We start from the raw sequence: 25,240 nt of genomic DNA on the forward strand, positions 1-25,240 counted from the left end.
TACAAGTTTTATTGTTTATTTTTTTGATGAATTGATCTGACTTTCTAATCCTGCTATAAAATATTCATTATTTTTAATTCGGAGGTAAAAAAAGATGGCCCAGACTTTAATACCGGTTGACAGGCAGGCGCGGATCCAGAAATTGATTGAAGAAAAAGGGATTGTAAGGGTTTCCGAGTTAAGCAAATTGTTTGGTGTGACGGAACTGACCATCCGTCGGGATTTTGATGTGTTGGAAAAAAGGGGGGTGCTGGAACGAACCCATGGGGGGGCTATTTTGCGCCGCCGTTTAAAAGTCGAACCCCTTTATGTGGAAAAAAACCAGAAACACCGGACACAGAAAGAAAAAATAGGCATTGCCGTCGCCAAGATCATTGAGCCCGGCGATACACTTCTTATCAACACCGGTTCTACTAACACACAGGTTTTAAGACATTTGTCAGGGAAAAATCTTCGTGTCATTACCAGTAATGCAAATGCCCTTACGGAAATTGAGAATCCTGAAATTGAGGTGGTTTTAACCGGTGGACTGTTCCGCAGGCAATCAAACTCTTTGATTGGAAATTTTACCCATACCCTGCTTAAAAATGTCTGCGGCAGCAAGGCCATTATCGGTGTTGACGGGGTCAGCATAAGATTCGGCTTGACAACCCCTATTCAGGAAGAAGCCGCAGTGGCTCGCCTGATGATTGATCAGACGCTGGGTCCGGTTATTGTAGTTGCCGACAGCAGCAAGATGGGCGTGGTATCAAATTTTGTGACAGCGTCCATAGATAAGGTCAATATCCTGGTTACTGATGCAGGAATCAAGACAGGCGTTAAAAAAGAACTGGAGGAAATGGGTATAACCGTTATTATTGCAAAATAAAGAGCAGACTTCCTATTGTTTTCTAACTTGAAATATTCCTTAATCTTCAGGTGCGAATCAGTAAATCACCTGGGTGGTTTTGGCATCAAACAAATGCATTTCATTGAGGTTCATGCCCAGATTAATTTCTTCATTTGTCCTGACAATCTTCCTCCCTTCACTTCTTGATAAAACTTTAATACCCATAATATCCACATGAAGCTGGGTTTCATTTCCCAATGGTTCAACAACCATGACATTGGCGCTAAATATCCAGTCTTCAGGAAGCTGTGTATGGCTATTTATGGGTGTGATCTCCTCTGCCCGAAGTCCGAAGACAACTTTTTGATCATGAACCAGCTGGATTCCTTCTTTATCTGGAACAGGAATCTTGAGCCCATCTTCAAACTGGACAAAGGTTTGATTCTTGTCTTTATTGATTTTGCAGTCAACAAGATTCATGGGAGGGGTGCCGATAAATCCTGCGACAAATGTATTTGCAGGGTTTGAAAAAAGTTCAATGGGGGTGCCGACCTGTTCAATGTACCCATCCCTGAGGACAACGATCCGATCAGCCAGGGTCATGGCTTCCACCTGGTCATGGGTCACATAAATCATAGTGGAGTTAACCCTCTGGTGCAGCATTTTTATTTCCGCTCTCATCTGGATACGAAGCTTGGCATCCAGGTTTGACAAGGGTTCATCAAAAAGAAAAATGGAAGGTTTTCTGACCATGGCCCGACCCATGGCCACCCGTTGCCGCTGGCCACCGGAAAGTTCATGGGGTTTTCTAAACAGCAGGTCTTCAAGACCCAGAATAAGCCCAACTTCCTCAACTCTTTGCTTGATCTCTTTTTTGGGCGTTTTCATCAATGTTAACCCAAAGGACATATTATCAAACACATTCATATGGGGATAAAGCGCGTAATTCTGAAACACCATGGCAAGGCCCCGGTCCTTTGGCGCAATATCATTGACTATTTTATCATCAATGGAAATCGTGCCATTGGTTATCTCCTCCAACCCTGCGACCATTCTAAGCAAGGTTGATTTACCGCACCCTGAAGGTCCGACAAGAACAATGAATTCTTTGTCCTTTATATCAAGGTTTAACTCATGGATTACCTCTATTTTACCATATTTTTTAATGACATCTTTGAATTTTAGCTCAGCCATTTACTATCCTGATTCTTATATTTTATTAAATTTCTGCCATTTCCATTAGTGATCATAAAACTACAAAAAATATCATTATGCAAATCTTTTTTTAAAAATCACTTTAATCTTGACTCTCTGCCAATATTCTAATAATTTTAACGCAATGCAATAAAAATAAACAGATTTTTTTATTGGCAGGTTCGACAAAATGAAAAATTCAACATAATCAGGTAAGGAGGAAAGTAAGATGAAATTATCGAAATTGTTTGTATTTTTAGTTGTTGCAGTTTGTATTGCCTTCCCGGTTTCCGTTTTTGCCAAACCCGTTACCATTAACTGGTGGCATGCCATGAGAAGTGCAAGGGGTGAAGTGGTCAAGAACATGATCAATGAATTCAACGCATCTCAGTCAGAGTATGAAGTTGTCGGAACCAACAAAGGCAACTATGATGAAACAATGAATGCCGGCGTTGCAGCCTTCAGGGCTAAAAAACAGCCCCATCTCCTCCAGGTTTTTGAAGTGGGAACCCAGACCATGATGCTTTCAGGAGCTATCTATCCGGTGTTTGAACTCATGAAGGATGCAGGCATTGATGTGGACTGGTCAAGATATCTTCAGGCGGTTCTTTCCTATTATATGAATGCCGACGGAAATCTCATGTCCATGCCGTTTAACTCTTCCACACCCATTATGTATTACAATGCAGATATGTTTAAAAAAGCAGGTATTGCGCCTTTATCAAAATCTGAACCCATTACCTGGGATGAACTGGGAGACATTACAAAAAAACTTGTCAGTACCGGAATTGCTTCGGCAGGTATGGTTACAGCTTGGCAGTCCTGGACCCAGATTGAAAATTACAGCGCCATTCACAATGTTGCGTTTGCCAGCAAATCCAACGGATATGAGGGGCTTGACTGCCAGCTTGAAATTAATAATCCCCTGGTAGTAAAACATATCACAAGACTTAAATCATGGGCAGATGACAAACGCTTCATGTATGGCGGACAAAAATACCAGGGCCCTAAATCAGAATTTATGGCTCAGAACGTGGCCATTTATATTGATTCCATCAGCGGGATTGCAAAATTAAAAAAAGGAGTCAAGGATTTTAAATGGGATGCAGCACCTCTTCCAGTGGAAGCAGGCACAGCAAAACTCCAGAACTCTATCATTGGCGGGGCATCTCTATGGGTACTCAATGGTCACTCAAAAAAAGAATATAAGGGGGTTGCAGCTTTCTTAAAATTTCTGGCCGGAAATGAGATGCAGGAATACTGGCACAAGGAAACAGGATATTTCCCCATTACTATTGATGCCTATGAATCTTTGAAATCCAAAGGGTATTATAATACTGATCCCCTCCAGGAAGTGGGTATCAATCAGCTCAACCGGGCTATTCCCACTAAAATATCAAGAGGATTGAGGCTGGGCTATTTTGTTCAGATCAGAAACATTATCAATGAAGAATTAGAGCTTGTCTGGAATGGGAAAAAATCTCCCAAGGAAGCTTTGGACAATGCAGCTGCAAGAAGTAATATCCAGTTGAGAACCTTTGAAAAAACCTATAAATAAGATGTACAAGGAGTCAGATAAATAGACTTGATATTTATCTGACTCCTTTTTTTGCCCTTGATAAAACCATGATAAAACGCTCATTCTTCAAATCAAGATATTTGCCCTATCTGTTGATTTTTCCACAGATACTTGTCACCCTGACTTTTTTCTATTGGCCGGCTATCCAGGGGCTTTCCCAGTCTTTTCTTTTAAGTGATCCCTTTGGAAGACACTCTAAATTTGTATGGTTTTATAATTATATTGAACTTTTTACAGATCCCCTATATCTGAAATCGATTTTCACCACTTTTTTTTTCAGCCTTGCTGTTGCCGCTGTTTCCTTATCCCTGGGACTTTTTATTGCCTCCATGGCCAATAGAGCACTGAAAGCAAAGGCATTGACCAGAACCCTTCTTATCTGGCCCTATGCGGTAGCACCGGCAATCTCTGGGATTATGTGGCTTTTTCTGCTCCATCCTTCCTATGGCATTGTTGCCCTGGGCATCAAAAAATGGCTGGGGGTTGACTGGAACCCGGTTCTCTATGGAAGCGATGCCATGGTAATGATTGTCATGGCCAGTGCCTGGAAGCAAGTCAGCTACAACTTCGTGTTTTTTATGGCAGGTTTGCAGGCCGTACCCAAATCCCTGACTGAGGCCGCAGCCATTGATGGCGCAAGTCCCTTCAAAAGATTCTGGTATATCACCTTTCCTTTGTTATCACCGACTTTTTTCTTTTTAACTGTGATGAATATTATTTATTCTTTTTTTGAAACATTTGGAATTATTCATACAGTGACCCAGGGGGGCCCTGGCGGTTCTACAAATATTCTGGTTTACAAGGTGTACCAGGATGGATTTGTGGGATTGAACTTAGGATCTTCCTCCGCCCAGTCGGTTGTGCTCATGTCTCTTATCATTGTTATTACTTTTCTTCAGTTCAGATTTCTCGAGAAAAAGGTACAGTATGGTGGATAAATATTATGGTTGAAAAAACCCCGATACTTGATTTTTTTACCTATGCATTTTTAATACTGGGAATATTTATAGTAGGATTTCCAATACTTTACAGCTTGATTGCGGCTACCCTGCCCCTGGAAGATGTAGTTAAAGTGCCCATGCCGCTTATCCCCGGGGATCAGTTTATTGTCAATATGAAAGAAGCCTGGTCAAGGGGAGATCTTGGAACCCAGATCTTAAATTCCGTTATTATGGCATCGGGTATAACCATTGGCAAAATTACCGTGTCCATGATCGGCGCTTTTTCAATTGTTTATTTTGATTACAAATTCAGGGTTTTGGCTTTTGCATCGGTTTTCTGTACTTTGATGCTGCCTGTGGAAGTCAGGATTCTTCCCACCTATGAAATGGCTGCCAATCTTCTGAATCCAATCCAGGCCCTGTGCGATTTTCTGCACCTGGATGGACTTTTGTCATGGTTTACTGGTAATGACATAACGATTGACCTCAATTGGAGTCTGCTTGACAGTCATACCGGACTCATCTTACCCCTGGTGGCATCGGCAACCTGTACTTTTTTGTTCAGGCAGTTTTTCCTGACCGTTCCGGAAGAACTATGCGAGGCAGCAAAAATGGACGGGGCTTCTCCCATGACCTTTTTCAGGAAAATCCTTTTTCCCCTGTCCAAAACTAATATTGCCGCCCTTGTGGTCATTGAATTTGTATATGGGTATAATCAATACCTCTGGCCCCTGCTTGTTACGACCAACCCAAAAATGACAACGGCTGTCATCGGCCTTCAGAATCTTATACCCCAGGCAGATGATCTGCCCGAGTGGAATCTCGCCCTTGGCGCTGCCGTCCTTGTTATGCTGCCCCCTGTTCTGGTTGTACTGTTCATGCAAAGATGGTTTGTAAAAGGCCTGATTGAGAAAGAAAAATAGCATAGTTCAGACATTTGCCGCTATCTTTTCCGGAAAATAAAATAATGATGAAATCAATAAAAGACTTTCCACAGGGAAAAAGATCTGCCATCACGTATCTGCTTACAGATATTGATGATACCATAACCCATAAAGGCAGAATACCGGCCTGTGCTTTTAAGGCCATGGAAGATCTTGACAAGGCCGGTATAAAGGTGATTCCCATCACGGGCAGACCTGGGGGATGGTGCGATCATATCGCCAGAATGTGGCCCGTTAAAGGTGTTGTCGGTGAAAACGGCGCATTTTATTTTGTTTATGATATCCACACAAAAAAGATGATACGCAGATATTTCAAAACAGATCAGGAACGAGAACAGGATCAAATAAAACTGCTTGCTGTAAAACAAAGAATCCTGCGCTCAATTCCAGGCTGTGTGATCTCGGCTGATCAACCATACAGGGAGGCTGATCTTGCCATTGATTTTGCTGAAGATGTCCCTCCTCTTTCCCAAACTGACATTGACAGGATTGTTGACATGTTTGAACAATGCGGCGCAACCGCAAAAGTCAGTTCTATCCATGTGAACGGCTGGTTTGGTAGCTATGACAAGCTTTCCATGACCAAAATAATGTTCAGGGAAGTATTTAAAACAGATCTGGACGTAATAAAGGAAAAGGTTGTCTTTGTCGGGGATTCTCCCAATGATGAACCCATGTTTGAATATTTCCCCAACTCAGTTGGTGTTGCCAATGTGCTTGAATTTTTTGACAGGCTTGCATTTAAACCTGCCTGGATAACAAAAGGAAAAGGAGGGATCGGATTTGCACAGCTGGCCAAAATTCTTGTCCCGTGAAGATAATTTTCAGGTGTCCTGTTGATTTTTTTGTTTTGATATCATGTATCAACTTGGACATTTTTTTTCTTAGCTGCCATGAATCAGATGGAGGAAATTGAACCCGGGCCCATACTCATACTTCAAAGAAACAAACATCTGTTCGTCCTTTGTTTTTTTAACACCCATCACAAAATTATGAAAAATACTTGAAAAATAAAATTTATCATAATATGTATACTTGAATTTAATAAATTTAGACACGAAGTCTAATTGCAATTAATATAAAATTTATTTAAAAACTAAACCGCAACAACAATAGTATTAAGAAAATACTAATGTGGGAGCGGTTTTTTTGTTTATGACCTTGGAGGGTTACAATGAAAAGATTAAACTTCGTGATAAATATACTTTTTTGTTTTTTTCTTGTTGCAAGTGCTAATGCAACAGAAGAAGGGGCTGGAATAATTGCTCTTGACGAAATTGTTGTTTCAGCTAATCGTATTGATAAAAAATTAGGTGCGACTCCTGCCAGCATCTCTATCATTACAGCTAAACAAATAAAAGATATGGGAGCAAAAAACATAATTGATATTGTTAAAACCATACCGGGAGTAACTAAAGATAGTGATAGTAAGGAGAGAGTGACGATTCGCGGCAATAGGTCAGTGCAATCTGCCGGAGTTCTGGTGCTTGTAGATGGTGTGCCATTGAATTCAGGCCTTAGTAATTATGTGGAATTTGATGCCATTCCTGTTTCAGACATCAAACAAATTGAGGTTCTTCGTTCATCGGCTGCAATGATTTTTGGACCGGATGCAGCACGTGGCGCTATTAATATTATCACAAAAAAAGGAAAATCGGAAAAACCGCAAATTAAAACAGCAATATCTTATGGCTCGTGGAATAGTAAAAAAGTATCTGCAAGCATAGATGGAATGGTGAAAAATTGGGATTATCGTTTGGGGGGATCATTTTTCAATACAGACGGTTATGAAAATGATGAAAAAAAGAGAAGTGCCGTTAGATTAAATACAGGCTATAATTTTTCAAACGATAGCAGGGTGGGGTTTAGTTTTTCACATCAAGATACAGAATATGACACAATATATGCAAAAACAAAGTGGCAGATTGATAATTATAGAGAAGAAAGCATATTCCCAAAATCGGAAACGAATTCAGCGCTTGTTCATTTTAGAGAAAATGAGAATGAAAATTCGGCTTTCAGTATTGATTTTACTCATAAAAAGGATAAATATTTTGTAAACAGCTTAATCTCTTATGATAAGACTGATCATATTTATCAATATCTGCCAAAGTGTTTAGATGCTGCTGCAAGCAAAACAAGCTCGTATTATGATTACAAAGAGGATAGAGACAGTGACAGATCAGTTTTTAAGGCATCAGGCGGCTATTATTTAGATTTTGATAATGGCGCAAGATACACACCAACTTTTGGAATGGATTATGAAAAAAATTCATTTGATCAATTGCGGACATATCCGTGGTCGCCGACACCGCTTTCTTCTTCTCAAACAACTGCTGTTAATAAAGCAAACATAGATTCCCAAAAAAAGCGGTTTGGTCTCTTTTTTGATAATGAAATAGCGTTTGAAAATTTCGAATTCAATTTTGCCATACGTGCTGACAAAGTAAAATATGACATAGAAAATCAAGTGTCGCAAAAAATAAGTAATGACATAACCGATTACAGTTGGGATATAACGCCTCTTTATTATTTAACACCTTCCTCATCACTATATTTTTCAGCTTCCAAATCATATTGGCATCCGGCCTTGATATATTATAAATACGCTATGGAAAAGGATTCCCCTTTAAATAAACCGGAAGATTTAAAATCGGAAGAGTACCTTACTTACGAGTTTGGTTATAAAGCTGCGTTTAATTCAAAACTAAATCTGGCTTTGTCGATTTATTTTATGAATGTAAAAGATAAATATATGTCTCTTTATGATGGAAGCTCCTGGAAAGGATATAAAAACATTGGCGATTCAGATCATAAAGGTGTTGAATTAGAAGCGAACGGAAAACTTTCTTCTTTTTTCGGCTATCGTTTTCAAGGAACATATCAAAGTGCAAAATGGGATAATGCTAGTTTCAGGGCTTATGAATGGGGAGCGACTCAAAGCGATGACAGTTTGGAAAATTTTGATATCTCAGGAAAAACAGTCCCGCATGTCCCCAAATTCACTTCTACACTTGGTTTGGATTTCTATTTTTTAGAATTTTTCAAACTCAGTGCTGATGCAAATTATTATGGAGAGCAGGAAATTGATGTTCTTAATCGTTATCAAACAGATGCCTATGCAACTCTTGATTTAAGGCTTTCATACGATCGCAAAAATTATAAAATATGGTTATCTGCCTTTAACCTCTTAGACACAAAAGAAGAAAATATGTTTAATGAGCAAGGAAAAAGATTGTCAGATGGTTCCCCTGCTCATAATTATTACCCATTAGATGGCAGATACATAGAAGCAGGCATTAGTTTTACTTTTTAAATGAAAAAAAGCACTATTATAACATTCCTCATTCTATCTCTATTTTTTTTAACAGGTGAGCTGTTTGGTGAAATTATTCAAGATTCTACCGGCAAATTTATCACTCTCAACTCACCTGTTAAAAAAATAGTGGTTTTAACATCCGATGCTCTGGAAATTGTTCGCGCCATTAAAGCAGAAGAGTCTGTCATAGGCGTTTATTTTGAAGTTTCAAAAAAGCCTCTATTCTGGCAAGATTTAAAAAACAGAACAAAAGTCGGCAGTTGGAGAGAGGTTAATTATGAACTGATTGCAAAATTAAAACCCGATATTGTTATCTGTTATACAGATTATCCAGGCCGAACTCTAGAAAAAAAATTAAACCCTTTCGGTATTAAAATCATACGGCTCAATTTTTATAAACTGAACACCATTGAAAAAGAGATAAAAACACTCGGGCATATTTTAGAAAGAGAGCAAGATGCGGAGAAGCTTATCGTATGGTACAGGGAAAATTTAAATTTTGTACAGGAAAAATTGAAACATATTGAATCGCGCCCAAGCGTTTATATAGAAGGCTATCTGAATTATAATACTGTTGGGAAAAATTCCGGGGGCAATGAAATGTGTCTGCTTGCAGGTGGAAACAATATAGCTTCAAATATTTTAGTGCCATATCCTAAAATAACGTCAGAATGGGTTTTATCAAACAATCCGGATATTATTATTAAAGCGGTTGGAAAGAACAGCCGCACTTCGGCAGATGATTTAAGCTCCTTAAAACAGCTCTCAAAAAAAATACAATCAAGAATACTCTGGGACAACATTGAGGCGGTGCATAATAACAAGGTGTTTTTAATTTCAAACGAAATATGGACAGGCTCAAGAACGCTTATCGGTTTAAGCTATATGGCAAAATGGTTTTATCCAAAACTTTTTAAAGATTTTGACCCTGAAAAACTGCACAAAGAATATTTTGAAAAATTTCAGGGGATTAAATTTTATGGGACATACATTTATTGAATATCAGCAATAAATACAAAAAAAATATTAAAAAGAAGATTCTGTTATTATCTTTTCTTTTGCTCGTTATGGTTATCGCCGCATTAACCGGCATTTCCAATGGTATTGAATCTTTTGATTTTAAAAAATCGTTTATCGCCTTTTTTTCAGATGCCGGGTTGCAGCATAAGATTATCTGGGAATTAAGAGTCCCTCGTATCGTTATGGCAATTTTAACAGGAAGCGGGCTTGCGGTTGCAGGAACTGTTTTCCAGGCCATTCTTAAAAACCCCCTTGCCTCGCCATACACGCTTGGGACAGCATCCGGTGCCGGATTCGGGGCTGTTATTGCCATTTTTTTGCTTGATGCCGATTTTTTGTACAAAGACTATTTTGTTGCCGGCAGTGCTTTCTTTTTTACGATGCTTTCATCTCTTATTATTTTAAGCATTGCAAAAATAAAAATTTTTACAAATGAAACCATGATACTTGCCGGCATAGCCATAATGTTTCTTTTTTCATCCCTCAGCTCTCTTTTTCAATATCTGGGAACTATGGAGCAGGTTAATGAAATCGTATTCTGGTTTTTTGGAAGCTTATCTAAGGTTGGATGGAATGAAATAGGGATAGCATCTGTTATGATACTTCTTCCCATGCCCTTGCTTTTTAAATGGTCCTGGAGTTTTAATCTTATTGCGGCAGATGATGAATCTGCAAAAGCTCTGGGAATAGATGTTGAAAAAGTAAAAATATTTGGAATCGTGTGTGCCTCTTTAATTACAGCAGGAGCAATATGTTTTACCGGCGTAATAGGGTTTATTGGAATCGTCTCTCCACATATCGTTAGGATGCTTATTGGATACAACCACAGATTTCTATTGCCCGGTGCCGCACTTGTCGGGGCATCACTTGTATTGACAGCAGATACGGTCGGGAGAATAATATTACCCCCGCAAGTAATACCAATAGGAATTGTTACCTCTTTTATCGGGGTACCTTTTTTCTTCTATTTATTAATGAAAAGAACAAAAGACTATTGGAGATAAATTGTTAGATATTCAAAATCTCTTTTTTAAATACAAAAAAAAATTTGTTCTTAATGATATTACATTAAGCATAAACAAAGGTGAGATCCTAAGCGTAATAGGGATTAATGGTTCGGGAAAAACAACACTTTTAAAAAGTATTGTTAACATAATAAAACCAACCAGGGGCAGGGTTTTAATTAAAGGCAGAGACAGTTCGAAAATAAGCAGATTAGAAAGAGCAAAGTATATTTCCTATCTTCCTCAAAATATTCCTTTTAAATTTCCCATTACTGTTTTTGATGTTATTTTAATGGGAAGAATGCCTTATATCAAATGGAAGCCATCAGAACGAGATATAAATGCAACTTCAGAAATTATCAAGTCTATGAATTTTGAAGACATTGCATTAAAAAATTTTGATCATTTAAGCGGCGGACAAAAACAAAAAGTTTTACTGGCAAGGCTGTTTGTACAAAACACGGATTGTTTAATCCTGGACGAGCCAACAAGCAGTCTGGATTTGAAATATCAAATTCAAATTATGGAAATGATTAAAAATCTGGTTAAAACACAAAAAAAATCAGCTGTTATCGCCATACACGATTTAAACATGGCGGCACGGTATTCAAATAAAATTATAATGTTAAATTCAGGCAAGGTTTTTTGCTTTGACCGTCCGGAAAAAGTATTAACCAAAGAAAATATTAAAACAGTTTATAAAGTTCAAACTGTAATAAATAACGATAATGATTTTTTACAGATATCGCCAATCAAGGTGATTGATTAAAGGAGGAATAAAATGGATTGGGATAAAGTAAAAGAAGATACGTATTATAAATGCAGGAAACTGGAAAGTGATGCCAGAAATGATGCAGATCCGGACAAATGGGAAGAATATGCAGATATTAAAAGTATTAAAGGCAGTTATGTCCTGGGAATTTATGGATATATGAATGCGGCATCTTTATCAGAAGTCAAAAAAAAGAGTGATGAAGCAATCTTTTATTATAAAAAAGCCTTTAAACTTGCTGTTAAAGCTAACTACAAAGAGCTTATTGTTATTTCAGGCTACAAAATGGCACAACTTTATGAACAGGAAAAAAAATGGACGGACTGTATAGACATATATGAAGAAGTTGCAGGATTTTGTGATATGCAGGGAGAACATTTTCTATCAGCAGATGCGTATGAGCATGCCGCAGAAATGATAGCTTTATCAGGAAAAGATGCGGCGAATTATACAAAACCAATTGATTTGTGGAAAAGAAATATTACCCATTGGGAAGAAGAAGACCATATTCACGATGCAGTATGGAGCAGAGAGCATATTGAACTTTATAAAAAACTGTTTGGGATAAAAAAATGATCGGTTTATTGTTTCACGGCCCCGAAGTTTTTGATTCTAACTGGGCCCAAAAAATTATTACTGCCATAAAAAAAACAGATTCTGTTAAGTGCGTCTTAGCCGGTACCATGGGACGGACTGCTGTTATAGACAGTGGGCTTGAAAATATTGAATTCTGGGATGAAACGCCAAGCAGTTGTCTTTCTCGCATGGCTTTAAAACTAAAAAATATCATTATTGTTAATTACGGCAAGACGCTTCATTCAGGGTTAACTTTTGGCAATATGATTATTGAGCGTGCGGGTTTAAAAACACCTGTTCTTCAAATTGAATGCAGCCATCCCTGTTTTGTAGAGTGGAACGACACCAATAATCCTGTTATTATTTCTATTTTACAAAAAATGGGGATTAAACAAAAAAAACCGCAAAAGAAAATTGATACCACCTCTCCTCTGGTGTGGAAAGAAAACAAAAAAACATACCGGAAAATAACAACAGCAAACATAAATGATTTTATTCTTGTAGATGGCATTATAGTCGGCACGGCATTGAAAACAGAAATTGTATTGATATCTAAAGGAAAACATCTTATTGAGATTCAAGGTGCTCAAATCAAAGCGCATGGAATAGAAAAATTAGAAAGATTTGGGGGTATTAATCTAGAAACAATTAAACTTACAACATCATCTTTTCTCAGACGAACAGAGCATATACCGCGAATAAAAAAGACAAACGGCACAAAAATCACATTTATAGATCATGCGGGAATGTATGTGTATAATTTAATAAATGACACAAAAGGGGTTGTAACCGTTGGAGATGATACCACTTCCATCGTTGGTGATATTATGTATCGGTTTCAAATTCCTGTCATTGGTATTATTGATGGCGATGAAGATATTATTCACAATAACGCGCACATCACACCCGGTTCAATAAAATTAACAGTCAAGGCAGACGACATATTCGGCTTAAAAGTTTTTAAAGAGATATTTAATAACAAAAAAAATATAGAAATGGATTTCAAAGCGCTGAAAGATCAAATAATTAAAATGGCAAAAAAAGATTTAGTAAAAATCCAGCATTATTAAAATTTGATTGATTCGTTGCTGACCACTATTTTTCTTATTGTACATATGATTCCTTTAATACGTTTTCCAGAGCCTGGGGGATATGTTGGATAATTTCGCCAACCTGGGTTGCAGGGGTGGGCTTGGCAAAAAACCCGGCAAGGCGGTTAACTTTTGCTGCAATTTTTGCTGCTTTTAAAATTTGCATTCCTGTCCCTGCAAGCGCAGTAACAATGCCTGTAATCGTATCCCCTGTCCCCCCCATTGCCTCCATGGCTTCCGCTACAGGACTGTCTACAGAAAAAACAATACCACTTTTATCTGCAATAGAGTCTATTGCTCCTTTAACAAGCAAATTTTTTGCAGCATTTCCATGCAGGTATGCCCGGCTGATAAGATCAGGAACACTATTGTCATCGTGCAGGATAAACCCACGAGTGTAAAACGGATGAGGCGCGGTTTCATCAGCAAGAAACGAAAGTTCTCCCACATCCGGTGTAAAAAGGTCATAGGCTTGTGCCTGACCGCTCATTTTGGCAGCATACATAAAACCGGCATCTGCTATCAACACCGGTTTTTTTTCCAAATCATCGAGCATGAACATAATCCGGTTATGCCAGTCTACATCCGGCTGAAGATAATGAAATACAATGGTATTAAAATCAATTTGGGGCCCGTTTTCAATCAGGTATTGATACAGTTTGCTGCTGCCGTGGCCAAGCTCTATATCCCCTGCGATAAACCCGGTTATATCCGTTGGGCCCAGTACTTTCAAAGTATTGACCATAGCGCCTAAAAGCGCTGGGGTTCCCCGGTTCACCAGGACATGTTTTCCATCAATAGTGAGCCTGTTTTCAACCATATCCACCCGGCCCACAGTCAAGGGAAAATTGGGGTCAGGGACTGTTCCTACCACTGCAAGCATTTTTTCTGCATCTCCTTAAAAGCAAGGCCAAGGGCATAGCCGCAGAGGGTATGTCCGATATCCAGTGGATTGGGGGCCTGTGCCATAGTTTTGCCCACCAGTTTGAAAGCAAGATACGGCACATCCGGGCAACCGCCTCCGGAAACATTAACGATCAACTGGGTCCTTTTTTCCACAGTAATTTTCATATTGGCAGCCCTGATCATGAGGAACCGGCCAAAATCCTTTATATGAAAAAGGTCCACCGGCTGGAGCAGGGGATCGGTAACCGGAACTGTCTCTATGGGCGGAATTCCTGCCTTTTCAAGGAGTCGAAGGATATTGAGCTCCTGGATCAGGGGAAACTCAATCACGAGATCACACCCGCTTTGGATCTCCGGTGGCGGACCCATCACCCTGATTTCCCAGTCATTTGCCAATAAAATTCTTTGAGCGGCAATGACCTCGCTTGTATTTTCAAACACAAGGATACCCAGTTCTGCCCGGGAAAGATTATCCTGTTTTTTTTCTTTGAACAGCTTTAATTTAAACAAAATGCCCCTTACGTCATTAGTCCTTTGCAATGGTAATTTGGTATTCATCCCCCTGCTGCTGGATATCCGTGACAGTGTATTTTTTGCTTTCCGCAGCCCTTGAGACATTCTCTTTTGAAGCATCCGTATCCACCAGCACAATTATCGTGCTTTCATTCCCTGATTTAACGGCTTCCATAAACATTAACACTGGCTGAGGACATGAAAGCCCTCTTGCATCAATCGTTATACTCACGGTTATACTCCTTTGATATTTTTTCTCATTGTAAATCCGATAAACAGGCAGACGACAAGACCGACTGCTACAGCAGCAATTCCATGGGGACCGACACCTTTGGGTGAACTTGCCAGTCCGAAATTATGCGCAAAGGCTGCGCCCGTAATCATCCCAAGGACAAAGACGGCTGCATCACCATCCCCTTCACCGGAAAGAAACAACTGACGTCCGGGACATCCTCCTGCCAGGGCAAAAGCAAGGCCTGCAAGCACCATTCCTGCAAAATTCCAGACCTGCATGGTATGAGCAACCGGCTGTCCTTCAAAGCCGGGATTGAACTGGCCCAGAACAAGATTTGCAGCAAATGCGAACAGTGCAAGAGAAATCAATCCCGTTAAAAGATGAACATGGCGAAACAGGATCAGGTCACGAAAAGCACCCATGGTACAGAACCGGCTTCTCTGGGCTGCAAACCCGATCACAAGCCCGATCACAAGGGATATAAATAATGGTGCATGCATGGCCCCGGGACCTTTAAGGCTGTATAACAAAACCCCGCTTTTATTTTCTCCTGCCACCTGGGGGTAAAGAAACATCAGGCATAAAAAACCCAGCATGATAAGCGGGAACAACAGGCCGACACTTTTATGGGTTGCCTGGCTTCTGCCCAGGTTGTACCCGTTTTTTAAAAATAGAACACCGATCCAGATCCCCCCTGCTAGTCCCAGCAGGCCAATAATGGCATTGCCATCCCCACCGGCAAGGCGAAGCAGGGCACGCCAGGGGCAGCCTAAAAAAACCAGGGCTCCGATCATGGCAAAAACACCCAGAATAAACCTGGCAATGGGTGCAGATCCGCTACGGGGTTTAAATTCCTTAAAAGTTAATGCCGCAATTAAAGAGCCTAAAACAAAGCCAATAATCTCCGGACGTATATATTGCACCACGCCTACCCTGTGAAGCCCTAAGGCTCCTGCAATATCCCTTTCAAAGCATGCCACACAGATCCCCATGTTTCCCGGATTTCCCATTTTCTGCAAAATGCCTGCAAAAATACCGATAACCGCGCCAACACAGATAATTCCCCAACGACCAGCAAAAAAGTTCTTAGTCATTTTATATCATCCTTTCAAAGCATTAGTATTGTTCAACTCACCACCCATTTTTTAGTGGATTATTTTTTTTCATAAATTGTCTGGAAAATCCAATTGATAATTAAAATATGAAACCCGGTATTCATAGAACAAGTCAATACAGGCTATAATATCTTTTTGTTTTGTTAAACTATTCAGTTGCCCTATTACGTCCATGGTTAAGTTCCCATACTTTCCCACCAGTCTGTATATTTTGTCAGTTTAATTCATTTCACAGGAATTTTAACCCACATTTCCTGGGGGGGGTATCATTTTTTTACCGGGATCACATTTTCTTTTTTTTGAAAACTTATTTTTTTCAAGGTTGCTGGTTGATCTTTAAAATTTTGTTTTTTTACTGTCTTAATTTGTCTGGCTTCCAGCATCTCTGGCTTAACAGGGGTTAGTGTCCTCTTTATCACTTGTTATAATTTTATCAAAAATTTTGTTGGCCAGGTATTTTATGTTTTTTGATTTAAAGACTGGTGCTTAAAAGGATAAAGCCTAAACAAGCCACTAATAAGCCTGCCATGGCTTCAATCATATGTTCAAGTAGGATTAATATCCTGCTGTGATTGGAAACCAGAGAGAGGACAGCGGCTTTGCCTGACATGCCTGCTATGACAATCAAAGTAATGGTTGAAGCCATGCCGAAAGAAATGGTTGTGCCCAATAAAATTCCCAGCCAGGTTAAATCCAAAGATATGGCAAACAACATCACCATAACCACACCGGGACATGGGATGATACCCACTGCGATTGCTGTTATAAATGGATTGGCAAACAGTTTTGTACGGGGTTCATGATGTGCTGTTTTATTTTTGTTCCATTTATAAATGGTTCTGGAAAATATGATGAGTCCAAGGCAGGTGATTAAGGAATAGCTGATGATTTGAGTGATATTTGTCATGGTTTCAAGTGAGGTCGAAATGCTTGTTTGCAATAAGTATTTTACGGATAGAACAAAGAAAATACCTGAGAATCCATGGGTTAATGCCACAAGGTTGCCGAAAATTAAACCCTGAGGAAAACTTGGTTTACAAGACAGAATATAGGATAGGGCGACGGCCTTTCCATGGCCTGGGCCGGCTGAATGGATAACGCCATAGGCAAAGGCTGAAGCGATAAGAACAAAAAAGGGTGCCGGACTTTTTTTTGTTTTGGCCTCACGTATCAAACTGGACATCTTTTCTCTTAACTTCTGCTGCCAGTAAATTATTTTAACAAAGAATTTGCTTTTTACCAATGGCTTAGACGTCATGTGATGCTTTTCAGGTTTTGTTGTAAAAGGGTTATCGGCATTTGTTATTGAAGTGGATAAAAAGACTGCACACAGCAAAAAGACGACTATGGATATTTTGTTCATCACTTTAACTTGAAATCCAGAAATAATGCCCAAGGGTTCACCATGTCATAGTATATCAAGGTAGCTTTGTCTCTTTTTATGTGAGCATTGACTTTAAATTTGTTATTGTTTTCAATTGCAAAAGGACGTTGTTCTGTAAAATAAATGGCAGAGTAGTAATTTGGGTCATAAAAAGCAATGTTGATGTGTTTAAAATTTTTTATGGCACTGACATGGCAGGGGATGAAAAAATCATAAATCAATTTTCCGTTTTCAAGTTTTGCAGAAAAGTCAGTCACATATTTAACTTTAAAAGGAGTACCGTCAATTTTTACATAAATAAAATAATTGAATTCGGCAATATAGGAAAAAGCTTTTTCCCTGATGGATGTCACCTCGGTTTTTTCAAGAGTTCCATTTTTATTCAGGTCATGATCTTCGCAGATCATGTTTGAAAACATGTCATCAAATTTCCAGTATACATTAAAACCTGCTACTCCTTTTTCATCAAACACGACCGTCAGGTTCTGGGCAATAAAAACATGGGGATGCCCCCAGGTGATTTCGATGAGGATAAACAGGAGCCAGGAAATCATAAGAACAGATTTAATAACCATATGTTTCATATATTTTGCGCCAATATTTTTTATAGCCTTTGTGTTTTTTGACCCCTTATATAGTATGGGTAATATAAAATTGAAATAGAAAAAAAGATGTTCTCTTATTCCTGGAACGCGGCAATCAGGCGGGAAAAAAGTTAGGAGGGGGCTTACTTTTATTGGATTGATGAGGTCAATTTGTGATCGGCTCAATGTCACAATGGGGGCAGGTATCGATTTTTTTTACAAATTTTTTAAATTTACTAAAAGTCTGTTTATTCATTGCATGTTCCATCTGGCAGGCTGTGCGGTCGGCTGTTTTCTCATCAACCTCCAATATCCTGAAAAGAAAATCCTTTAGGAAAATATGACGGCGTTCTATTTCCAAAGCAATTTTTTTGCCTTCAGGAGTTAAGGTGACATATCCATAGGGCTCATAGTTGATAAGTTTGTTGATAGCAAGCTTTTTTAACATCCCTGTAACAGACCCTCTTTTAATGCCCATCTTTTCGGCAATATCCTTGGACCGGGCCACGGTTTTTGTTCTCTGCAATTCAAGTATGATTTCAAGATAATCTTCAAGGCTTTCTGAAAGTTGATTTTTTTTAGCCATGTCTCTTCTCCCTTAAGTTTATTGTCATATGTTTATATTTAAATATTTAGTAAGTCAAATATTTATTTTATATAGACAGCTCATTTTTTTATTGACAACAATAAAAGTTAGGTATAATAAACTTTTTATTTATCGAAAAACTTAATTATATATTCAAAACAAGGAGGCTATATGGGAAGAATAAGTTTAAGGCAAATGCAGGTTGATCAAACCGGTACGATTATTTCTGTTAAAGGTACAGGAGAGCTTGGCAGGCGGATCAGGGACATGGGACTCATTCCCGGCAAGAAGATTAAAGTTCAGGGGCGAGCACCTCTCCATGATCCGGTTTCCCTCAGAATCATGGGATTTACACTAACGCTTCGGAACAATGAAGCCGACCATATTGAAGTAGAGGTGCAATAAGATGAGTACAGCAATCGCACTGGCAGGGAACCCGAATTCAGGCAAAACAACTCTTTTTAATGAATTAACAGGCGCACGGCAGCATGTTGGCAACTATCCCGGTGTGACTGTTGAAAAAAAACAGGGAACATGCGTAAGTGATTCCGGGAAATTTGACATAGTTGATCTTCCCGGAACCTATTCTTTGACAGCCTATTCCCTGGAAGAAGTGGTTGCAAGAGATTTCCTTGTAAATGAAAAACCTTCCATGATTGTCAATATTGTTGATGCATCCAATCTTGAAAGAAATCTTTATCTTTCGGTCCAGTTTATGGAAATGGGGATTCCTGTAACCATTGCATTAAATATGATGGATGTGGCAAAAAAGCGGGGTATTAAGATTGACATTAAAAAATTGTCAAAATTATTGAATGTTCCTGTTGTTCCGACCATTGCCCGAAGTGGTGAAGGGAAAAAAGAACTGCTGCAGACCATTGCTTCAAATGTAAACGGTAAAGCCGAGCCTTTAACGATTTCCTATGGACGCGACATTGATACTGCCCTTGATGAAATGGAAGAAATTATCCAATCTTCTACTTTTTTAACAGCAAGATACAGGGCAAGGTGGACGGCCATCAAATATCTTGAAAAGGATCAACAGATTGTTGAGTCCGGCAAAAAGGAAGATATGAAGGTTGCTTTGCAACTGGAAGGGATTGTTAAAAAAGTTACTGGCCATCTTTTGGCAACCCTTGATACCCATCCTGAAGGAATCATTGCAGATCACAGGTATGGATTTATCAATTCAGTTCTAAAACAGAACGTGATCGGCTATTTCCAGGACAAAAACAGGCTGCAATTGTCAGATAAAATTGATAAAGCAGTGACTAACCGATTCCTGGGACCCATCATCATGGTTGGCATTTTGATGGGGCTCTATAAATTTACATTTACCTATAGCGAAATCCCAGTGGGATGGTTTGAAAGTTTTTTCGGGTGGATTGGAGGAATTGCAGATAATGCCTTGCCTGAAGGGCATTTAAAATCCCTTGTTATTTCGGGGATAATTGACGGAGTGGGCGGGGTTCTCGGATTTGTGCCTTTGATTATGTTCATGTTTTTAGGGATTGCTTTTCTTGAAGACTCGGGATACCTGGCACGAATGGCATTTATGCTGGACAGGGTGTTCAGAATGTTTGGACTCCATGGAAGTTCAGTAATGGCATTTATTGTATCAGGCGGTATTGCAGGCGGTTGTGCAGTCCCCGGTGTTATGGCCACAAGAACCCTTAAATCTCCTAAAGAAAGGCTTACAACGCTTTTAACCGTTCCATTTATGAATTGCGGTGCCAAACTTCCAGTGTATGCATTGCTGGTTGCTGCATTTTTTTCAAAAAATGAAGCAACGGTGATGCTGCTCATTACATTGATCTCCTGGGTTGGCGCATTGTTGGTGGCCAGGCTTTTGCGGTCTACCGTTATAAAAGGAGAATCAACGCCCTTTGTCATGGAACTTCCTCCATACAGGATGCCGACAATTAAAGGCATTTTGATTCATACCTGGGAAAGAACCTGGCAGTATATTAAAAAAGCAGGCACTGTTATTTTAGGCATTTCCATTGTTCTATGGGCCATGATGACATTCCCGGGCCTTCCTGAGACAAAAACTCAAGAGTTTGAAAGCCTGCGATTATTTATTATGTCGGGTGTGCCGGCTCGGGTTTTGAGTGAGATTGAAACCCTTGAAACTGAAACCATAAAAGGAGATAACCTGAAGGTCACACGTAAATTGTCTGCAAAGGCAATGGTGGTAAAGAAAAGCCTTGCCCAGGTTGATTTTGATGAAGCCCATGCAGGATTGAAGAATTCCATTGCAGGCCGTATCGGTTCTTCCCTTGAAGGGATAACAAAGTTTGCAGGGTTTGACTGGAGAACAAATATTGCCCTTGTGGGCGGGTTTGCAGCAAAGGAGATCGTGGTATCAACACTTGGAACGGCCTATTCCATTGGTGAAGTAGATCCGGAAGAAACCACCTCCCTTTCTGACAGATTAAAAGTAGCAGAAGGTTGGGGTCCCTTGACGGCATTCAGTCTGATCATATTTACCATTTTTTATGCTCCTTGTTTTGTTACGGTGGTCTGTATTGCAAAAGAGGCTGGCTCATGGAAATGGGCGGCTTTTTCTGTTGTGTTTAATACGGTACTTGCCTTTGGGTTGTCAGTACTCTTTTACCAGGTTGGGTCTATTGTCTTGACATAAAGATAGGAGGATACATCATGGATGAAATTATCGTTGGCATTATCGTGGCCGGGGCAGTCGCTTTCACGATTAAAAGTTTTATAAATACGTATCAGGGAAAGAAATCGTGTGATTGTGGCACCGGATGCTCATGCGCGTCAAAAAAATCATGTCCCCCTGGATTTTTGAAAGACAAATAAAAAATAAGTTTTGTAAAAAATAGTTATATCATCCCTCAGCTTTGTCTGATGTGTATCAGTATCAAGGTTGGTATGGATTTTGCTTTTATTAGGTTGTCAGAATTAAAATACTATTATAATAAGGGTAATATTCATCGTTAATATAACATCAATTTTTTAAAGAGGTGATTTATGACGGATGACAACACGCCGATTACACCGGAAATAGTCGAAGCCGATAATGGGAAAAAAGACGGTCAACTGGTTCAGCAAAGCGTCAAACCGGATATTTTATATCTTATCCCCATCACGGGCCGTCCTCATTTGCCTGCACAGGTTCAACCCCTTATGGTCAGCAAGAAAAGATGGGAAGAAACGTTGAGGAAGGCATCCAAAGATTCTAAGAATCTTTTGGGCCTTTCATATCTGAAAGAAGTGAAGGGAAAATACGTGTATAAAGAAAATTTTCCTGAAGTGGGTTGTATTGTCAGGATGATGAATATCGTGGATGTTCAGGAAAATATCCAGTTTATTGCCCAGGGGCTTGAAAGATTTCGGATCAAGCAGTTTCTTTCGGACAAACCACCCTTTGTGGTTCGGGTGGAGTATTTCGAAAAAACAAAAGAGAATGAAGATGAACTTAAGGCCTATGCCATTGCCATTATTAATGCCATCAAGAAATTGCTCACGCTGAACCCCTTATACTCTGAAGATTTAAGGCAATACTTAGGCATGTTCAGCCCGGATCAACCGTCGCCTCTGACTGATTTTGCAGCCGGAATTACTACGGCATCCGGTGATGATTTACAGGAAGTTTTGGAACTCTCCTCTGTTCTGGACCGGATGAAGAAAGTCATGTTGCTGTTGCAAAAAGAGATAGAAATTGCAAAGCTCCAAAGTAAAATACAAAAAGACCTCAACATCCAGATGGATGAAAGCAAACGCAAATTCTTTTTAAAAGAACAGCTTAAAGCAATCCAGAAAGAGCTTGGATTGAAAAAAGATGACAAAACGTCGGATGTGGATAAATTTAAAGATAAGTTTGAAAAATTGAATCCACCCGAACATGTGGTCAAGCGGTTTGAAGAGGAGATTGAAAAATTAGCCGTACTTGAGACAGGATCTTCAGAATATGGAGTGACCCGAAACTATCTGGACTGGATCACATCCTTCCCATGGGGAGTCTATTCCAGGGATAATATTGATATTAAACGGGCTGAAAAAATCCTTGACCGGGATCATGCAGGACTTTTAGATGTAAAAGAAAGGATTGTAGAGTTTTTTGCAGCCGGAATTTATAAAAAAGATTTTTCCGGCTCCATTATTTTGTTTGTCGGACCTCCGGGTGTCGGTAAAACTTCTATTGGGAAATCAATTGCCGAGGCCCTTGGAAGAAAATTTTACAGGTTCAGTCTTGGCGGAATGAGGGATGAGGCTGAGATCAAAGGGCATAGAAGAACCTATGTGGGAGCATTGCCCGGGAAACTGGTCCAGGCCTTAAAAGATACCCAAGTGGCAAATCCTGTGATCATGCTGGATGAGGTGGATAAAATCGGATCATCTTACCAGGGGGACCCCGCATCTGCTTTACTTGAAGTGCTTGATCCTGAACAAAATTCTGAATTTCTCGATCATTATATGGATCTTCGGATTGATTTGTCCAAAGTGTTGTTTATCTGCACAGCCAATCAGCTTGATACGATTCCCAGGCCACTTTTGGACAGGATGGACCGGATTAACCTGTCCGGTTATATTACGGAAGAAAAAATTCAAATTGCCAGAAAGCATCTCTGGCCAAAACTTTTAAAAAGAAATAAGCTGACATCCAAAGAGATCACTATCACAGATCCTACTATCCGTCTTCTTATTGAAGGCTTTGCCAGGGAAGCCGGGGTCAGAAATATTGAAAAACTTTTCAATAAAATTATCAGAAAAAGCATTGTGACCCTGTTAAAAGGAAAGAAAAAGAAAATCAGGATCAATATTAAATCCCTGGAAGATTATCTGGGGCCGCCGGTTTTCAAAGATGAAAAACAAATATCAGGCGTTGGCGTAGTAACCGGCCTTGCCTGGACCCAGCTTGGCGGGGTAACGCTTCCCATTGAGGCGGTAAAGGTTCATGGGAAAAATCCGGGATTTAAGCTGACCGGAAAGCTTGGGGAAGTGATGCAGGAGTCGGCAGCCATTGCCTACAGCCATGTGAGGGCAAATCTTGCATCATTTGAAATTGATAAAAAATATTTTGATAATGCCTTTATCCATATCCATGTGCCGGAAGGGGCAACTCCAAAGGATGGCCCAAGTGCCGGGATTACTATTACAACAGCTTTGGTTTCCCTTGCGATTAGAAAGGCAATCGACCATCCCCTTGCCATGACGGGAGAAATGACTTTGACAGGTGAAGTCCTTCCTGTTGGCGGCATTAAAGAGAAAATTATTGCTGCCCGACGATCCGGTATTAAAGAGATTATTTTGCCCGAAGGGTGTAAGCCTGACTTCAAAAAACTTCCGGAGTACATTAAAGACGGCATCACGTTTCATTTTGCTAAAAAATATAAAGACGTGTTCAAGATCGTGTTTAATGATCTTTAAGGCCGACATCATTTTTTAAGAAACTGCAAAGAGTATTGTTTCAGGTGCTTTGGTTTTATATCAGCTTTTTTATCCGTGCCCATGCATCTTCAGGGAGCTGAGCCCCCATGATCTGGCAAACCTCATAGCCGCAGGCAGACGCGATTCGGCCGCTTTTTTCAATGGAAAATCCATGGGCAATTCCAAAAAGAAATCCGGCTGCCCAGAGATCTCCTGCCCCGGTTGTGTCGATGGGGGTATTTCCCGATTGGGGTTGTATTCTTGTGATAGTGTTATTGTATGAGACATAACTGCCTCTTTTGCCAACTTTCAGGACAGCATATGTGACATGCCGAGACATTTTTTCAATGGCTTTTTGTTCATTATCGTAACCGGTATATGCCTTTGCTTCATCTTCATTGGCAATAAGAATATCAACAAAGTTTTTTATGATATCTTCAAGAATATCGCTGGACGAATTGACCACTTCAAAACTTGCAAGATCGAGAGCAATAAGAGATCCGGCAGCCCTGGCAGCTTCTAGCGCAGCCATCATTAAATCCTTGTTGAACAAAAGATATCCTTCAATCATGGAAATGGCAGTCCCTTTAAATATGTCAGAAGTGATAAGTTCAGGATCAAGTTCTGTGGATGCGCCAAGAAAAGTGAACATGGAGCGCTGGGCATCCGGTGTGATAACAGATAGAACTTTGCCTGTCGGAGAGCTGGAGATTGAAACAACGGGTTCAACATTACATTTAACCACCTGTTTTTCAAAAATTTCACCATATGCATCATTTCCCCTTTTGCCGATAAATCTGGCATCCCCGCCAAGACTGCCGACACCCACGATTGTATTGCATGCCGCACCGCCGGGAACAACAACAGGCGTTTGATCTGATTCAGATAAAATTATTTCGATATCCCTGTCCTCTACAAGGGTCATCCCCCCTTTTTCTTTTTCAAGGTTTGTTAAAAATCGGTCAGATTCATTGATTAAAATATCAACAAGTGCAGAACCGATACCTGTAATTCTTGTTACTCTGTTTTCCGGCATGTTTTCTCCAAGGTCTATATTATTTAGTGTTTAAATTTAATCAAAGAATAAAAATTGTGAGATAATTGTCAAGTAATTTGTGATTTTTTCGAAAATGAAAAAATATGGCACAAGAAGGAGCCGGTATCGTTGACAAAGAGAGAATAAAAACTTATTAATTATAGCCGTAAATGTAAATTATGTATGAATAAAATAGTTATCCTAATATAAAAGGAGTT

General features: G+C 39.6%; 24 protein-coding genes. 15 read left to right on the forward strand and 9 right to left on the reverse strand.

Annotated elements, in window-relative coordinates; genetic code table 11:
* Nucleotides 1-94 precede the first annotated feature (94 nt).
* Nucleotides 95-868, forward strand: coding sequence for a DeoR/GlpR family DNA-binding transcription regulator (locus HGJ91_RS02570; protein WP_291346128.1), 774 nt, complete (start codon nt 95-97; stop codon nt 866-868).
* Nucleotides 869-925: 57 nt separating this feature from the next.
* Here the strand turns inward: HGJ91_RS02570 and HGJ91_RS02575 are convergent, their stop codons facing one another.
* The gene (locus HGJ91_RS02575; RefSeq protein ID WP_291346129.1) at nt 926-2,023 is read right to left on the reverse strand and encodes an ABC transporter ATP-binding protein; all 1,098 of its coding nucleotides are present in this window, start codon (nt 2,021-2,023) and stop codon (nt 926-928) included.
* A gap of 229 nt (nt 2,024-2,252) precedes the next feature.
* On the opposite strand from HGJ91_RS02575, the gene ugpB reads away from it, so the two are divergent.
* From ugpB to HGJ91_RS02625, 10 genes are all read left to right on the forward strand, one after another.
* Nucleotides 2,253-3,581: a sn-glycerol-3-phosphate ABC transporter substrate-binding protein UgpB gene (gene ugpB / locus HGJ91_RS02580; protein WP_291346130.1), complete on the forward strand. Its 1,329-nt coding sequence runs from the start codon at nt 2,253-2,255 to the stop codon at nt 3,579-3,581.
* A gap of 68 nt (nt 3,582-3,649) precedes the next feature.
* Nucleotides 3,650-4,540: an ABC transporter permease subunit gene (locus tag HGJ91_RS02585; protein ID WP_291346131.1), complete on the forward strand. Its 891-nt coding sequence runs from the start codon at nt 3,650-3,652 to the stop codon at nt 4,538-4,540.
* Nucleotides 4,541-4,545: 5 nt separating this feature from the next.
* Entirely contained in the window at nt 4,546-5,466 is a 921-nt protein-coding gene (locus HGJ91_RS02590; protein WP_291346132.1) for an ABC transporter permease subunit, read from the forward strand.
* 44 nt (nt 5,467-5,510) lie between these two features.
* The gene (locus HGJ91_RS02595) at nt 5,511-6,302 is read left to right on the forward strand and encodes an HAD-IIB family hydrolase (RefSeq protein WP_291346133.1); all 792 of its coding nucleotides are present in this window, start codon (nt 5,511-5,513) and stop codon (nt 6,300-6,302) included.
* Nucleotides 6,303-6,661: 359 nt separating this feature from the next.
* Nucleotides 6,662-8,803 carry a TonB-dependent receptor gene (locus HGJ91_RS02600; protein ID WP_291346134.1) on the forward strand — a complete coding sequence of 714 codons (2,142 nt, stop codon included), beginning with the start codon at nt 6,662-6,664 and terminating at the stop codon, nt 8,801-8,803.
* Nucleotides 8,804-9,805: an ABC transporter substrate-binding protein gene (locus tag HGJ91_RS02605; RefSeq protein WP_291346135.1), complete on the forward strand. Its 1,002-nt coding sequence runs from the start codon at nt 8,804-8,806 to the stop codon at nt 9,803-9,805.
* Nucleotides 9,802-10,830 carry an iron ABC transporter permease gene (locus tag HGJ91_RS02610; protein ID WP_291346136.1) on the forward strand — a complete coding sequence of 343 codons (1,029 nt, stop codon included), beginning with the start codon at nt 9,802-9,804 and terminating at the stop codon, nt 10,828-10,830. The genes HGJ91_RS02605 and HGJ91_RS02610 overlap by 4 nt, the downstream gene beginning before the upstream one ends.
* Nucleotide 10,831: 1 nt before the next feature.
* The gene (locus tag HGJ91_RS02615) at nt 10,832-11,599 is read left to right on the forward strand and encodes an ABC transporter ATP-binding protein (RefSeq protein WP_291346137.1); all 768 of its coding nucleotides are present in this window, start codon (nt 10,832-10,834) and stop codon (nt 11,597-11,599) included.
* A 12-nt stretch (nt 11,600-11,611) separates the two neighbouring features.
* On the forward strand, nt 11,612-12,178 hold the full coding sequence (locus tag HGJ91_RS02620) for a hypothetical protein (protein ID WP_291346138.1): 567 nt from the start codon (nt 11,612-11,614) through the stop codon (nt 12,176-12,178).
* Nucleotides 12,175-13,248, forward strand: a complete 1,074-nt coding sequence (locus tag HGJ91_RS02625) for a DUF2117 domain-containing protein (protein ID WP_291346139.1) — start codon at nt 12,175-12,177, stop codon at nt 13,246-13,248. Before HGJ91_RS02620 ends, HGJ91_RS02625 begins: the two co-directional genes overlap by 4 nt.
* A gap of 34 nt (nt 13,249-13,282) precedes the next feature.
* Here the strand turns inward: HGJ91_RS02625 and HGJ91_RS02630 are convergent, their stop codons facing one another.
* The 7 genes from HGJ91_RS02630 to HGJ91_RS02660 all read right to left on the reverse strand — a co-directional run bounded on the left by HGJ91_RS02630 (nt 13,283) and on the right by HGJ91_RS02660 (nt 18,592).
* Nucleotides 13,283-14,152 (reverse strand): NAD(P)H-hydrate dehydratase, encoded by an 870-nt coding sequence (locus HGJ91_RS02630; protein ID WP_291346140.1) that lies wholly within the window; start codon nt 14,150-14,152, stop codon nt 13,283-13,285.
* A complete protein-coding gene (locus HGJ91_RS02635; RefSeq protein ID WP_291346141.1) occupies nt 14,137-14,733 on the reverse strand; it encodes a DUF3343 domain-containing protein in 597 nt (198 codons plus the stop codon). Before HGJ91_RS02635 ends, HGJ91_RS02630 begins: the two co-directional genes overlap by 16 nt.
* Nucleotides 14,702-14,920 carry a sulfurtransferase TusA family protein gene (locus HGJ91_RS02640; RefSeq protein ID WP_291346142.1) on the reverse strand — a complete coding sequence of 73 codons (219 nt, stop codon included), beginning with the start codon at nt 14,918-14,920 and terminating at the stop codon, nt 14,702-14,704. The genes HGJ91_RS02635 and HGJ91_RS02640 overlap by 32 nt, the downstream gene beginning before the upstream one ends.
* Before the next feature lie 2 nt (nt 14,921-14,922).
* Nucleotides 14,923-16,017, reverse strand: coding sequence for a YedE family putative selenium transporter (gene yedE / locus HGJ91_RS02645; RefSeq protein ID WP_291346143.1), 1,095 nt, complete (start codon nt 16,015-16,017; stop codon nt 14,923-14,925).
* A 493-nt stretch (nt 16,018-16,510) separates the two neighbouring features.
* The gene (locus HGJ91_RS02650) at nt 16,511-17,401 is read right to left on the reverse strand and encodes a hypothetical protein (RefSeq protein ID WP_291346204.1); all 891 of its coding nucleotides are present in this window, start codon (nt 17,399-17,401) and stop codon (nt 16,511-16,513) included.
* Nucleotides 17,401-18,006, reverse strand: coding sequence for a DUF1007 family protein (locus HGJ91_RS02655; protein WP_291346144.1), 606 nt, complete (start codon nt 18,004-18,006; stop codon nt 17,401-17,403). The genes HGJ91_RS02650 and HGJ91_RS02655 overlap by 1 nt, the downstream gene beginning before the upstream one ends.
* A gap of 166 nt (nt 18,007-18,172) precedes the next feature.
* A complete protein-coding gene (locus HGJ91_RS02660) occupies nt 18,173-18,592 on the reverse strand; it encodes a metal-dependent transcriptional regulator (protein WP_291346145.1) in 420 nt (139 codons plus the stop codon).
* Between the two features lie 171 nt (nt 18,593-18,763).
* Here HGJ91_RS02660 and HGJ91_RS02665 point away from each other — a divergent pair, with 171 nt between their 5' ends.
* The 4 genes from HGJ91_RS02665 (at nt 18,764) to lon (ending at nt 23,986) form a co-directional block, all read left to right on the forward strand.
* Nucleotides 18,764-18,997: a FeoA family protein gene (locus HGJ91_RS02665; protein ID WP_291346146.1), complete on the forward strand. Its 234-nt coding sequence runs from the start codon at nt 18,764-18,766 to the stop codon at nt 18,995-18,997.
* A 1-nt stretch (nt 18,998) separates the two neighbouring features.
* Nucleotides 18,999-21,236 (forward strand): ferrous iron transport protein B, encoded by a 2,238-nt coding sequence (feoB, locus tag HGJ91_RS02670; RefSeq protein ID WP_291346147.1) that lies wholly within the window; start codon nt 18,999-19,001, stop codon nt 21,234-21,236.
* A gap of 17 nt (nt 21,237-21,253) precedes the next feature.
* Nucleotides 21,254-21,415, forward strand: a complete 162-nt coding sequence (locus HGJ91_RS02675) for a FeoB-associated Cys-rich membrane protein (protein WP_291346148.1) — start codon at nt 21,254-21,256, stop codon at nt 21,413-21,415.
* A 171-nt stretch (nt 21,416-21,586) separates the two neighbouring features.
* On the forward strand, nt 21,587-23,986 hold the full coding sequence (lon, locus tag HGJ91_RS02680; protein WP_291346149.1) for an endopeptidase La: 2,400 nt from the start codon (nt 21,587-21,589) through the stop codon (nt 23,984-23,986).
* Between the two features lie 55 nt (nt 23,987-24,041).
* On the opposite strand, the gene HGJ91_RS02685 is transcribed toward lon, so the two are convergent.
* On the reverse strand, nt 24,042-25,022 hold the full coding sequence (locus tag HGJ91_RS02685; RefSeq protein WP_291346150.1) for an adenosine kinase: 981 nt from the start codon (nt 25,020-25,022) through the stop codon (nt 24,042-24,044).
* Nucleotides 25,023-25,240 lie beyond the last annotated feature (218 nt).

This window comes from Desulfobacula sp., assembly GCF_014237455.1.
Lineage (GTDB): Bacteria > Desulfobacterota > Desulfobacteria > Desulfobacterales > Desulfobacteraceae > Desulfobacula.